Here is a 13,398-nt window from a genome sequence, read left to right as displayed (position 1 = left end):
TGGTACTGGTGGGACGCGCTGCAGAGCGCGATCGTCAGCGCCGGAGGGCTCGACGACGTCGAGGCGATCTCGGTCGGCGGCCAGCAGCACGGGATGGTCGCGCTCGACGAGCGCGGCGAGGTCGTCCGTGACGCGCTCCTCTGGAACGACACCCGCTCCGCCCCCGCGGCGCTGGACCTGATCGACGAGCTGGGCGGCCCGCAGGCGTGGGCCGACGCCGTCGGCTCCGTGCCCGTCGCGTCGCTCACGGTGACCAAGCTGCGCTGGCTGCGCGACGCCGAGCCCGAGAACGCCGCCCGCGTCGCCGCCGTCGCCCTCCCCCACGACTGGCTCACCTGGCGGCTCGCGGGCGCCACGGGCCTCGACGCGCTGGTCACCGACCGGTCCGACGCCTCAGGCACGGGCTACTGGTCCCCCGCCACCGACGACTACCGGCACGACCTGCTCGAGCTCGCGCTCGGTCACGACGCCCTCGTGCCGCGCGTGCTCGGTCCGAACCAGTCGGGGTCCCGTACGGCCGGCGGCGCCCTCCTGGGGCCCGGCGCCGGGGACAACGCCGCCGCCGCGCTGGCCCTCGGGCTGCAGCCGGGCGACGTCGCCGTCTCGATCGGCACGTCCGGCGTCGTCTCCGCGATCGCCTCCTCGGCGACGGCGGACGGCTCGGGCCTGGTGACCGGGTTCGCCGACGCCACCGGCGCCTTCCTGCCGCTCGCGTGCACGCTGAACGCCTCCCGGGTGCTCGACGCGGCCGCGCGCATGCTCGGCGTCGACCACGCGGGTCTGTCGGCACTCGCCCTGTCCGCACCCGCCGGCGCCGACGGCCTCGTGCTGGTGCCCTACCTCGAGGGCGAGCGGACCCCCAACAAGCCCGACGCCACGGGGGCGCTGCACGGCCTGCGGCTGGCCAACACCACCCCCGCGCACCTGGCACGCGCCGCGGTCGAGGGCATGCTCTGCGCGCTCGCCGACGGCATCGACGCGCTGCGGGCGCAGGGCGTCGCGGTCGAGCGGCTCTTCCTCATCGGCGGCGGGGCGCAGTCGGCCGCGGTCCGCGCGATCGCCCCGTCGGTGCTCGGCCTCGACGTGCGCGTGCCGACTCCCGGCGAGTACGTGGCCGACGGTGCCGCCCGGCAGGCCGCCTGGGTGCTCTCGGGTGCGGCGACCCCGCCGTCCTGGAGCGCCGCGGGCGAGGCCACCGTGTTCCGCGGCGACCCCGTGCCGCTGGTCCGTGAGCAGTACGCGGCGGTCCGCGAGCTCACCGGGGTCCGCCCGGCCTGAGACCTCTGAGACAGAGCGAGAGCCCGGCTCCCTGACGGGGGCCGGGCTCTCGTGCGTGCGGGATCAGTGCGCCGCGTCGTACGCGGCCTTGACCTCCGCGGAGATGCGTCCGCGCTCGGACACCTGGTGCCCGTGCTCCTTCGCCCACTCGCGGATCGCCTGCGCATCGCCCGACGACGTGCGTCGGCCGCGGGGGGCGGCTGACTTCGTCGTCGTGCGACCGCCGACCTTGCGTGCGTGGCCCACCCACTGCGCAAATGCGTCGCGCAGCTCCCCTGCGTGCGTGGACGTCAGGTCGATCTCATAGGTGACGCCGTCGAGACCAAAAGTCACCGTCTCGTCGGCGGTTCCGCCGTCGATGTCGTCGACCAGCAGGACCTGGACCTTCTGTGCCATTGCTCGCTCCGTATGGCAGATGTGATGAATGCTGTCGCGTTCACTATCGCATCGGCACATTAGGGCGTCAAACGGTCGGCGGCGTTTCCTCTTTATTGTTGCGCGTGGCAGCGACTTCTGCGGCGCGTTCGGCGGCGTCCATTCTGGCCATTGCCTGACGTTCCGTGCGGTCGGCATTGACCAGCGCGCGGATGGCGAACCAGAACAACAGGCCGACGCCGATGGACGGGAGCAGCGCCGCCAGGGCCGTGAACAGGGGATTCATGAGCTCAGCGGCTTCACCAGCGGGAACAGGATCGTCTCGCGGATTCCCAGGCCGGTGAGCGCCATGAGAAGTCGGTCGATACCGAGCCCGAGGCCGCCGGCGGGCGGCAGCGCGTACTCCACGGCGGTGAGAAAATCCTCATCGACGCGCATCGCCTCGTCGTCTCCGGCCGCCGCGAGCAACGCCTGCGCCTCGAAGCGCTTGCGCTGGATCACGGGATCGACAAGCTCGGAATACGCCGTCGCCAGCTCGAAGCCGCGCACATAGAGGTCCCACTTCTCGACGACGCCGGGGATGCTTCGGTGATCGCGCGTCAGTGGGCTCGTCTCGACGGGGAAATCCCGCACGAATGTGGGCTCGAACAAGTGGTCGCCCACGCGGTGCTCCCAGAGCAGCTCGACCAGCTTTCCGTGGCTCACGCGCTTGGGGTCGTACTCGACCGCGAGTCGGGCGGCGAGCGCCTTGAGGGCGTCGAGCGACGTCTCCGGGGTGATGTCCTCACCCAGCGACTCCGACAGCGAGCCGTACATCGTCAGCTCCGCCCACTCGCCGCCGAGCTCGTACTCCTCGCCGTCGGGCAGGGTGACCACCGTGGTGCCCAGCACGTCCTTGGCCGCCGTCTGCACGAGGTCGCGGGTCAGGGCCGCCATCGTGTCGTAGTCGCCGTAGGACTCGTACGCCTCGAGCATCGCGAACTCGGGCGAGTGCGTGGAGTCGGCGCCCTCGTTGCGGAAGTTGCGGTTGATCTCGAACACCCGCTCGATGCCGCCGACCAGCGCCCGCTTGAGGAACAGCTCGGGGGCGATCCGCATGTAGAGCTCGATGTCGAAGGCGTTCATGTGCGTGGTGAACGGCCGCGCGGTGGCACCACCGGGCTGCGTCTGCAGCATCGGCGTCTCGATCTCGATGAAGTCGCGCCGGTGGAAGTTGTCCCGCAGCGACCGCATCAGCGCGGGCCGCTGGCGGGCGGTCTCGCGGGCGGCGGGGCGGACGATGAGGTCGACGTACCGCTGGCGGACCCGGGCCTCCTCGGAGAGCTCGGCGCCGTCGAAGAGGTTGGGCAGCGGCCGTAGCGACTTGGCGGCGAGCTGCCACGAGTCGGCGAGCACCGACAGCTCGCCGCGGCGCGAGCTGATCACCCGGCCGTGCACGAACAGGTGGTCGCCCAGGTCGACGTCCGTCTTGAACGCCGCCAGCCGGTCCGCGCCCACGGCGTCGAGGCTGAACATCGCCTGCAGCCGGTTGCCCTCGCCGTCTTGCAGCGTGGCGAAGCAGAGCTTCCCGCCGATGCGGACGAACACCACGCGACCGGCCACGCCGACCTCGTCGTCCGTCTCCTGGCCCGCCTCGAGGTCCGGGTGCTCCGCGCGCACCTGCGCGATCGTGTGGGTGCGCGGCACGCCGACCGGGTAGACCTCGACACCGGCCGCCAGGAGCCGCTCCCGCTTCTCGCGGCGGACCCGGATCTGCTCGGGGGCGTCGTCGGCTGGAAGGGCGCTTAGGGGGGTCTCGCTCACCGGACGATCTTACCGGCGGGTCCCTGTGTGCTCCGGCTCGAGGTCGAGGGCCAGGTCGAGGATCGGCGACGAGTGCGTGAGGCCACCCACGGACAGGTAGTCGACCCCCGTCGACGCGACCTCGCGGGCGCGCTCGAGCGTGAGGTTGCCCGTCGCCTCGAGCTCGACGCCGGCGTCCACCGCGCGCACGGCCGCCACGACCTGCGCCAGCAGCGGCGTCGGCATGTTGTCGAGCAGCAGGAACCGGGCCCCGGCCGCGACGGCCTCGAGCGCCTGGTCCAGGGTGTCCGCCTCGACCTGGATGGTCACGTCCGGGAAGCGCGACCGCACCGCCTCGACCGCCGCCGAGACGGACCCCGCCGCGACGACGTGGTTGTCCTTGACCATCGCGACGTCGTACAGGCCCATGCGCTTGTTGGTGCCGCCGCCGCAGCGCACGGCGTACTTCTCGAGCGCGCGCAGGCCGGGCGTGGTCTTGCGGGTGTCGAGCACCTGCGCGCCCGTGCCGTCCAGGGCGTCGGCCCAGCGGCGCGTGTGGGTGGCGACGCCGGACGCCCGGGAGGCCAGGTTGAGCAGCGTGCGCTCGGCGACGAGCAGGACCTGCACCGGCCCGCGCAGCACCGCCAGAACGTCCCCGCGGGCCACCCGGGAGCCGTCCGGGACGCGCTGGTCGACCGACGGCGCCGGCAGCCCGAGCCTCTCCGCGACCTGCCCGACGACCTCCGGCACGACCACGAGCCCGGCGACGACGCCGTCCTGCCGCGCGACCAGGTCGGCGGTGCCCGCCGCGGACGGCGCGATGGTCGACTGCGTGGTGACGTCTCGCCCCGGTTCCGGGCCGAGGTCCTCGTCGAGGGCGGTGGCGACGATGCGGGCGATCCACGCGGGGTCCAGTCCGGGCTCGGTCACGGCGTCACGGTACCGGGCGGACGGACGTGGGTGCGGTCCCGGGGAGACCCCCTCCCCGGGACCGCCCCCGGTGTCAGCCGGCAGCTCCCGCGCGCCGGCGACGACGCACCAGGACGGAGCCGGCGACCACGAGCGCCACGGCGGCCGCCAGCAGCCCCCCGACTGCCGCACCGGTGCTCGCGAGCCCACCCGCTGCCGGGGCAGCGGCGGGATCGCCGGCCGCGGCGGGCGCCGCGGCCAGGACCGTGAGGTTGGCGCTGGCGAGCTCGGCGCCCTGGACCGAGCCCGTGAGCCGGTAGACCCCCGGCTGCGTGGCTCCGGGAACCACCAGCACCGCGCTGCCCGAGCCGGAGCCGTCCACGGTGATCGTCCCCAGCGAGGTGCTGGGCGCCGCCGCGAGGACCCCCGCCGAGAGCCGGCCCGCGCCGCCCGAGGCGGTGCCGACGAGCCCGTCGGTCAGCGCCACGTCGACCACCGAGCCCGGCGCGAAGCCGGTCAGCGCGACCGGCAGGCTGCCGCCCGCCGCGACGGACCCGGACGAGAGGACGATGGTCGGCGTCGCACCCGGCTCCTCGGTGCCGGTCCCCTCGACGAGCTGCGCGACCCCCCACCGCGACGTGCTCTGGTAGCCGAGCCCGGTCGGGTCCGCCCAGTTGTGGATGGACGCGCGGGCACCGCCGCTCGCGTCGTTGACCTGGAAGTCGACGCCCTGGAAGCTGCCGAGCCCACCGTCCTCCAGCAGGCTGATCGAGGCCTCCACGACGTACCCGGTGGCGGTGCGACGGGTGGCGCTGACCAGGCGGTTCTGCTGGAACGCCTCGTCGCCGGTGCCGAACGAGACGACGTTGTCGGCGTTGATCCGGATCTGCGTGTCGTCGTAGCGGTACGAGCCGTTCTTGTGGTTGCCGGGGTCGACGTAGATCTCGACGGAGTCCTGGGTCCACGGGTCGGAGCCCGTGAGGTCCACGTCGGGGTCGGTCACGTCGGCGAGGACGTAGAGCGTGTTGTCCCGCCACAGCGTCCGGACGTCGGCGAGGGCGCCGCCGGTCCCGTTGGTCTGCTTGTCGGTCCGCACCGTGCCGGCGTCGGCCCACAGGTCGTCCTCGGCACCGTCGATGCTCGGGGCCGTGGGGGCCTCGGCGATCTGCGTGGTCGAGAGCGGCTCGACGAACGTCAGCGTGCCCGTCGCGCCCGGCGTGTTCCAGGCGACCGTGCCCGTGCCGTCGGTGACGCGGACGTCGAACGGCAGGGTCCCGCCCTCGGCGACCGGCGTCTCCAGCGGCAGGTGCACGACGACCGCGTAGCCGCCGGCACCCTCGGTCACGACGCCGTCGACGTCGCCCGTCCCGTCGCGGCCGAACCGCACGGTCCGGCCGCCGTAGGCGAGCTCGACCCCGTCGGTCGGCTCGACCGTGGCGTCGTCGACCTGCACGTACGCCGTCAGGTGGTCCGGCGCCCAGCGGAGCTGGAACGCGGCCGAGTCCTCGATCGCGTGCAGCGGGAGCTGCGACCAGCGCACGTCCGACGCGGCGTCCGCCTCGAGCGGGACGTCCTCGGCGAACACCAGGGCGTCGCGCTGGCGGGCCGGCAGGTCGCCGTCGACGATGCCGTAGTAGGCCGGCTTGGCCGTCAGGGTGTCGTCGAAGACCAGCGGCGCGCCCGAGCTGTTGCGCCAGCTGCGGCCGTCCGTCAGGCCCCACACCGTCACCGAGAAGAGGCTCTCGGCGTGCGCCCGGAAGGCCCGGAAGGCGTCCCGGTAGTAGTAGCCCTGCTCGATGAGCTTGCCGTCCGTGACGGGGTTGCCGGTGGTGACGTCGAACTCGGTGACGGCCTGCACGACCGGCAGGTCCTCGAACGCCGTCAGGGCGTCGTCGAGCGCCTGCACCGGCATCGCGAGGCTCACGTGGAACTGGTGACCCACGCCGTCGACCGGCACGTGGCGGGCCAGCAGCCGCTCGACCAGCGCGTGCAGGCGGGCCTGCTTGCCGGCCTGCTCGGTGTTGTAGTCGTTGATGAACAGGGTGACCGGGTGGTCGGCGCCCGGCGCGGCGTAGTCGCCGTTGAACGCCTCGTCCGCGTACTCGAACGCCAGGTCGATGTACTGCTCGCCCAGGATCCGGTACCACTCGCTGCGGCGCAGACCGTCGGCGTAGTCCGCCCCGTCGCTGACCACCTCGTTGACCACGTCGAACGAGACCAGCGGGTTGGTGGCGCTGCCGAACTTCCCGTAGGTGTCGCTCAGGTACCGCGCCACGCTGACGATGTGCGTGCGCATCCGGTCCTTGAGGACCTGCTGGTCGGCCGCGCTCGAGGTGAGGGGGTTGCCCGCGTCGTCCTGGAAGAACCAGGCCGGCGTCTGGCTGTGCCACACCAGCGTGTGCCCGTAGACGCGCAGGTCGTTGTCCTGCGCGAACGTCATGATCTGGTCGGCCTCGGGGCTCGGCCGGAACGTCTTGTCCGCGTCGTACCAGGCCTCCGGCTTCATGTAGTTCTCGGAGGTGACCTGGTCGGCGTGCTTGAGCAGCAGCTGCGCCGCCGACCCCGCCTCCTCACGGCTGTCGATGGCGACGCCGAACGGGAACGGGACCGTGTCCTTGATCGGCGTCAGGTCCTGCACGACGAGCGAGTCCTGGACCCGCACCGAGATGTCGTCGACCAGGAAGTCGGACGTGTTGCCCGTGTCCCCGTTCTTGTACGCGGTCTCGAAGTACAGCAGGGCCGAGTCCGCGGCGGCCATCCGGAAGGTCGCCGTGACGTGCACCCACTCGCTGTTCGACATGCCCGTGAACTGCTTGACCGTGTCGTAGGACGTGGTCCCGCCGACCGTCCGGGCCATGCTCAGCCAGACGTCGTCGGTCGGCTGGCCCGGGGCGAACCGGACCCACGCCGAGACGTCGTAGCTGGTGCCCGTGAGCAGGATGCCCGTCACGTCGTGGCCGATGCCGTGCCCCTGCGAGGTCCGCTGCGTGATCCGCGCGGACTGCGCGGCACCGTGGGCGTCGTCCGTCGTCACGTCGAGCGTGCCCTGGCCGGTGCCGGTCGCGCGCGGCGCCCAGCCCTGCAGGCCGTCCTCGAAGTCGGCGCTCAGCACCTCGGAGCCGGCCGGCTGGCTCGGCGCCACGGTCACCGACGGCAGGGTGAACGTCCACCCGGCGTCGAGGCGCTCCTGGATGACCGTCTTCGCCGCCGCGACCGTGCCGGCGCGCGAGCCGCCGCCGTCGTGCATGAGCACGATCTCGCCGCTCGTCATCGATGCCCGCAGCCGGGTGGTCAGCGTCGCCTCGTCCTGCGTCTCCCAGTCGTTGATGAGGTTGACCACGGCGAGCGGCTGCATCCCGAGGGCGACCGCCGCGTTCTCGTTGGCCGTCGTCCACGAGCCGTTGGGCGCGCGGAAGAAGGGCACCTGGGCGTTCGGGTTGCCGAGCGCGGTGCGGATGGTGGTGAGGTTGGCGGCCAGGTCGGCCTCGACCTGCGCCTGCGTCATCGAGCCGCCGAGGTCGGCGTACGTGGTGCCGTGGTTGCACAGCGTGTGGCCGTCGGCCACGATCCGCTGCAGCACGGCGGCGCCGCCGGACGCGGTGATGTTCTGGCCGATGACGCAGAACGTGGCGTGCAGCCCCTTGGACTTGAGGAAGTCGAGCAGCGCGATCGTGTCGGCGCCGTTGGGGCCGTCGTCGAACGTCAGGGCGGCCCGGTTGCCGCTGCCCTGCGCCGTGGTCACGGGCGTCGTCGTGGGGTTGACGGCGCCGCCAGGCACCACGTCGGGCGTCTCGCCCGGGTCCGTGCCGCCGGAGCCACCGGTGATGTGCAGGTCGTCGACCAGGTAGGTGTAGGCCCCGGCCGGGCCGCCGGTGAGGGCGTCCGAGCCGATGTAGACCTGGAGGTCCGCCGGGACCGCGTCCGCGGGCACCGTGTACGTGCCGGTCACCGTCGTCCACGCGTCGGCGGTCATCGTCGTGTTGCCCACCCAGGAGTACGCGGGCTTCACGACGAGCCGCACGCCCGCCGAGCCGGCCGTGCCGGGCGCCAGGCGCGCCTTCATCGACAGCGTGAGCACGGTGCCCGGCTCGACGCCGGCGAGGAGCCCGGCGGGCGTCTGGATGCCGTCGTAGTCGTTCGCCCGGCCGGCCACCTGCAGCGCCTTGCCGCCGTCGACGTCGACCACCGTCAGGGCCGGCCCGCCGCTCTGGACCCAGTCCCCGGTCGTCCCGTCCGAGAAGTCGGTGGAGACGAGCGTGGTGTCGGCCGCGTCGGCCGGCGTGCCCGTGCCGACGATCGCCGCGGGCACGAGGCCGAACGCCAGCGCCGTCACGAAGACCCCGATAGTTTCGAACCGCGTGCGCGGCTGACGTGCCTGCCTCATGGCGCTCCTTTGCGCTGAGTCCGGCCGCTGTCCACGTGTGCTCGAGTCGTCGGCCGTCCGGTTGTCCTGGGCAGAGGCTAGGGACCCCAGGCGGGCCGATCCAAGAGTTTGGGGTATCGAAACTTCGGCAGATATCGCTCTGACGCTCGAAAGTGTCGCGCGTCGCGGAGAATCTCCCCTCAGAGGACGAGCTTGAACCCCTCGTGAGACTGCTCGTAGCCGAGGGACCGGTAGAACCGGTGGGCGTCGGCCCGGCGCTTGTCCGACGTGAGCTGCGCGAGCGCGCAGCCCCGACTGCGCCCGCGGTCCTGCGCCCAGAGCATCATCGAGCGCCCGATGCCGCGGCCCCGCAGCGTCGAGTCCACGCGCACGGCCTCGACGAGCAGCCGCGTCGCGCCGTTGCGCGAGAGCCCCGGGATGTACGTGAGCTGCATGACGCCGACCACGGCGCCGTCCAGCTCCGCGACCACGAGCTCGTTGTTCGGGTCGGCCTCGATCGCCTCGAAGGCGTCGAGCTGCCCGGCGCCGAGACCCCGGGTCCGGCCGGCCGCGATCGCGTCGTCGACGAGCAGCTCGACGATCCGGTCGAGGTCCGCCCGGACCGCCACGCGTAGCGCGACGGCGCTCACGTCAGCGGGACGCGCCGGGTCACCAGGACGCCGTCGGCGTCGAGCGACGCCTCGAGGCGCACCCGCCACGCCGGCTCGGTCCGCGGGAAGTCGCTGCGCGCGTGACCCCCGCGGCTCTCCTCGCGCTCCAGCGCCGCGGCGGTCAGGACCGTCGCCACCTGGTGCACGTTGGTGGTCTCCCACTCCGCCACCTGGGGCGCGGCGAGCCGCCGCCCCTCGTCGGTGCGCAGGTGGGCATCGGTGGGCACCCTCGCGAGCGCGGTCGCCGCGCGGCGCAGCCCGTCGCCCGACCGCAGCGGCCCGGGCCCGTCCGAGGCGATCCGCTGCACGCGTGCGCGGGAGGCGGCGGCGACGAGCGCCTCGTCGCCCTCGCGGACCACGGGGGCGAGCGGGGTGAGCGCCCCGGCCTTGACCTGCGCGGCGATGTGCCGGGCGGCCCGCGTGGCGAAGACCAGGCCCTCGAGCAGCGAGTTCGACGCCAGGCGGTTGGCACCGTGCACGCCGGTGCAGGCCACCTCCCCGACCGCGTACAGGCCGGGCAGGCTGGTGCGCCCGACCAGGTCCGTCACGACGCCGCCCGAGTGGTAGTGCTGCGCGGGGGCCACCGGCACCAGGTCCGTCGTCATGTCGATGCCGTGCTCGAGCAGCCGCTCGTTGATCGTCGGGAACCGTCGGCGCAGGAAGTCGGCGCCCAGGTGCCGGGCGTCGAGCCAGACGTGGTCCGACCCCGTCGACGTCATGCGGTTCACGATCGCGTGCGCCACGACGTCCCGGGGCGCCAGCTCGGCCATCGGGTGCACGTCGGGCATGAACCGGACCCCGTCGGTGTCCAGCAGCAGCGCACCCTCGCCGCGCACCGCCTCCGACACCAGGGTCAGCTGCCCCTTCACGCCCGCGCCGAGCCAGAGCACGGTCGGGTGGAACTGCACGAACTCCACGTCGCCCAGCTTCGCGCCCGCGCGCAGCGCCGCGGCGATCCCGTCGCCCGTCGCCTGCGCCGGGTTGGTGGACGAACGGAACACCTGGCCGATCCCCCCGGTGGCCAGCACGACCGCGCGACCGAGCGCGGCCCCGACGCCGTCGCGCTGACCCTCGCCGATCACGTGGAGCGTCACGCCGCACGCCCGGCCGGGCCGGCCGTCCGGCCCCGACGGACCGGTGAGCACGTCGAGGACCAGGGCGTGCTCGATGACCTCGATTCCCGGGTCGTCGCGGACCGCCTCGATCTGTGCGACCAGCGCCCGGGAGACCTCCGCACCCGTGGCGTCGCCGCCGGCGTGCACGATGCGGTCGGCGTGGTGGCCGCCCTCGCGCGTCAGCGAGATGGAGCCGTCGGGGGTGGTGTCGAACACCGCACCGCGGGCCACCAGCTCGCGCACCCGGGCCGGCCCCTCGGTGACCAGCACCTCGACCGCCCGCGGGTCGCACAGCCCCACGCCGGCGACCAGCGTGTCCTGCAGGTGCGCGGCCGGGGAGTCCGACGGGTCCAGCGCCGCCGCGATGCCACCCTGCGCCCACACGGTCGACCCCGACGCGAGCGTGTCCTTGGTGACCAGCAGCACGCGCGGCACACGGGTGCGCAGCTCGAGCGCGGCGGTCAGGCCGGCGATCCCCGAGCCGACGACGACCGCGTCCGCCTCGACGATCCAGCCCGGCTCGGGCGCCGCGAGGCGGGTGGCCAGTCGGGTCGTGGTGATCGGCTCTGCGACCTCGACCGCCGTCACCGGCGKGCCGTCGCGAACGGGATGCCGCTCGGCTGCAGGTCCGCCCAGCCGTCGGGGACCTGACCGGGGTCGTCGCCCAGCGCCACGATGCGGTTGTCGGCGTCCACCAGGACGACGCGGGGCTCGTAGGCACGGGCCTCGGAGTCGGCCAGCTGCCCGTACGCGATGAGGATGACGACGTCGCCCGGGTGCACCAGGTGCGCGGCCGCGCCGTTGATGCAGACCTGGCCGTCGCCGCGCTCGCCGGGGATCGCGTAGGTGGTCAGCCGCGCGCCGTTGGTGACGTCGACGACGTCCACCTGCTGCCCGGGCAGGATGTCCGYGGCCTCGAGCAGGTCGAGGTCGACCGTGACCGAGCCGACGTAGTGCAGGTCGGCCTGCGTGACGGTCGCGCGGTGGATCTTGCCGGTCATCATCGTGCGGGTGCTCACGCGCCCACCTCCACGATCGCATTGTCGATGAGCCGCGTGCTGCCCACGGTCGCCGCGACGAGCAGCAGGGCGTCGCCGACGAAGCCGGACGGGACCTCCGCGAACGTCTCGGGATCCACCAGCGCCACGTAGTCGACGTCCAGCCCCGCGAGCTGCCGACGGGCGGCTGCGCGGATCTCGTCGGCACTGCCGGTCGCCCGCACGGCACGCGACAGCCCGAGCGCGCGGCGCCGCTCGTCGTCGCTGAGGTAGGCGTTGCGGCTGGACAACGCGATGCCGTCGTCGTCGCGCACGATCGGCGCGCCCACCACCGTCACCGGCACGTCGAGGTCGCGGACCATCCGGCGCACCGCGGCCAGCTGCTGCGCGTCCTTGGCGCCGAACAGCGCGACCTCGGGCTTCGTCAGKTGCAGGAGCTTGAGGACGACCGTGAGCACGCCGTCGAGGTGACCAGGCCGGCTGGCGCCCTCCAGCACGTCGCCGATCGCTCCCGCGCTCACGCGCACGATCGGGTCGCCGTCGGGGTACACGACCTCGGGCCCGGGGGCGAACACGATGTCGTCGGGGCCGAGCAGGCCCGGGCCGGACAGCAGCGCGAGGTCGCGCTCCAGGTCCCGGGGGTAGCGGGCGAGGTCCTCGGACGGCGAGAACTGCAGCGGGTTGACGAAGATCGTCACGACGACGGCGTCGGCCAGCTCGCGCGCCCGCGCGACCAGCGACAGGTGACCGGCGTGCAGGGCACCCATGGTCATCACGACCGCGCGGCGGTACGGGCGGGCCGTGTGGGCCGTGCCGGAGCGGCCCTCGGTGCGCGGGACGGCCTGCACGTCCTGCACCGCGAGCGCCGCGGCCAGCGCGCCGCGCGTGTGCACGAGCGTCGGCGTCGTCGTCTGCGTGGTCATTCGTCCTCCTGCGAGCTCGGCCCGTCGTCCACGTGCAACGTCCCGGCGTCCTCGTTGATGCCGTCCAGCAGCTGCTGTGCCGCCGTCGAGGAGATCAGCCCCGCCGCGAGCGCGCGGCCCGTCGCGGAGCGCGCCAGGGCACGGTATCCCGCGACGACGTCGACCGCCCCCGTGCTGGCAGCGAACGTGGTGAGCGCCACACCGTGCTCGCGGACGGTGCCCGCGTCGCCCCGGCGCACCGGGCCGGTGAGCGCCGTGATCGCGCCGGACCCGCCCGCCGACTCCGCGCGCAGCGCCCCGTCGAGCGCCGCCTCGAGCAGCGGCGTGAGCATGCGACCGGGGTCCGCGACGCCCGCGGCGGCCAGCGCCTGCGCCGCCTGCGCGACGAGCACGACCAGGTGGTTCGCCCCGTGCGCGAGGGCCGCGTGGTAGAGCCCGCGGGCCTCCTCCGCGAGCACGACCGGTTCGCCGCCGACCTCGACCACCAGCGCCTGACCGATGGGGAGCACCGGCCCCGGCGCGGTGACCGCGAACGAGCAGCCGACCAGGCGCGCGAGGTCCAGCGACGTCCCCGTGAACGTCATCGCGGGGTGCAGCGCGAGCGGGATCACTCCCGCGGCCCGGGCCGGCGCCAGGACGTCCACGCCGAACCTTCCCGACGTGTGCACCACGATCTGGCCGACCTGCCAGGCGCCCAGGTCCGCGAGCCCCCGCACCAGGTCGGGCAGCGCGTCGTCCGGCACCGTGAGCAGCACCAGCTCGGCGCGGCGGACCACCTCCGGGATGTCGAGCACCGGCACGCCCGGCAGCAGCGCGGCCGCCCGGTCGCGGGACGCCTCCGAGATGGCCGAGACCGCGACCACCGGGTGGCCGGCCGCCCGCAGGGCGCTGCCCAGCACGGCGCCGACGCGGCCGGTGCCGACGACACCGACGCCGAGCCGGCCCGGACGCGAGGCCGGGTCCGGTGGGGTCACGCGCCCGCTC

At 73.8% G+C, this 13,398-nt stretch carries 11 protein-coding genes; 1 reads left to right on the top strand and 10 read right to left on the bottom strand.

Annotated features, from left to right (window positions below):
* The coding region (locus tag ACXJKG_RS13125; RefSeq protein ID WP_456846198.1) for an FGGY family carbohydrate kinase at positions 1–1,278 on the top strand (1,278 nt) is incomplete at its 5' end.
* A gap of 63 nt (positions 1,279–1,341) precedes the next feature.
* On the opposite strand, the gene ACXJKG_RS13120 is transcribed toward ACXJKG_RS13125, so the two are convergent.
* The 10 genes from ACXJKG_RS13120 to ACXJKG_RS13075 all read right to left on the bottom strand — a co-directional run bounded on the left by ACXJKG_RS13120 (position 1,342) and on the right by ACXJKG_RS13075 (position 13,388).
* Positions 1,342–1,674: a histone-like nucleoid-structuring protein Lsr2 gene (locus ACXJKG_RS13120; RefSeq protein ID WP_456846197.1), complete on the bottom strand. Its 333-nt coding sequence runs from the start codon at positions 1,672–1,674 to the stop codon at positions 1,342–1,344.
* A 67-nt stretch (positions 1,675–1,741) separates the two neighbouring features.
* Positions 1,742–1,939: a hypothetical protein gene (locus tag ACXJKG_RS13115; RefSeq protein WP_456846196.1), complete on the bottom strand. Its 198-nt coding sequence runs from the start codon at positions 1,937–1,939 to the stop codon at positions 1,742–1,744.
* On the bottom strand, positions 1,936–3,456 hold the full coding sequence (gene lysS, locus ACXJKG_RS13110) for a lysine--tRNA ligase (RefSeq protein WP_456846195.1): 1,521 nt from the start codon (positions 3,454–3,456) through the stop codon (positions 1,936–1,938). The genes ACXJKG_RS13115 and lysS overlap by 4 nt, the downstream gene beginning before the upstream one ends.
* 9 nt (positions 3,457–3,465) lie before the next feature.
* Positions 3,466–4,365, bottom strand: coding sequence for a carboxylating nicotinate-nucleotide diphosphorylase (gene nadC / locus ACXJKG_RS13105; protein WP_456846194.1), 900 nt, complete (start codon positions 4,363–4,365; stop codon positions 3,466–3,468).
* A 73-nt stretch (positions 4,366–4,438) separates the two neighbouring features.
* Positions 4,439–8,728 (bottom strand): endo-1,4-beta-xylanase, encoded by a 4,290-nt coding sequence (locus tag ACXJKG_RS13100; RefSeq protein WP_456846193.1) that lies wholly within the window; start codon positions 8,726–8,728, stop codon positions 4,439–4,441.
* Positions 8,729–8,907: 179 nt separating this feature from the next.
* Positions 8,908–9,357, bottom strand: coding sequence for an N-acetyltransferase family protein (locus ACXJKG_RS13095; protein WP_456846192.1), 450 nt, complete (start codon positions 9,355–9,357; stop codon positions 8,908–8,910).
* On the bottom strand, positions 9,354–11,081 hold the full coding sequence (locus ACXJKG_RS13090; protein WP_456846191.1) for an L-aspartate oxidase: 1,728 nt from the start codon (positions 11,079–11,081) through the stop codon (positions 9,354–9,356). The genes ACXJKG_RS13095 and ACXJKG_RS13090 overlap by 4 nt, the downstream gene beginning before the upstream one ends.
* On the bottom strand, positions 11,078–11,497 hold the full coding sequence (gene panD / locus ACXJKG_RS13085) for an aspartate 1-decarboxylase (RefSeq protein ID WP_456846200.1): 420 nt from the start codon (positions 11,495–11,497) through the stop codon (positions 11,078–11,080). The genes ACXJKG_RS13090 and panD overlap by 4 nt, the downstream gene beginning before the upstream one ends.
* Before the next feature lie 11 nt (positions 11,498–11,508).
* On the bottom strand, positions 11,509–12,414 hold the full coding sequence (gene panC / locus ACXJKG_RS13080) for a pantoate--beta-alanine ligase (protein WP_456846190.1): 906 nt from the start codon (positions 12,412–12,414) through the stop codon (positions 11,509–11,511).
* Positions 12,411–13,388: a Rossmann-like and DUF2520 domain-containing protein gene (locus ACXJKG_RS13075; protein ID WP_456846199.1), complete on the bottom strand. Its 978-nt coding sequence runs from the start codon at positions 13,386–13,388 to the stop codon at positions 12,411–12,413. The genes panC and ACXJKG_RS13075 overlap by 4 nt, the downstream gene beginning before the upstream one ends.
* Positions 13,389–13,398 lie beyond the last annotated feature (10 nt).

Source organism: Cellulomonas sp. P5_C6 (genome assembly GCF_054049635.1).
This window is presented reverse-complemented; position numbering and strand designations above follow the sequence as displayed.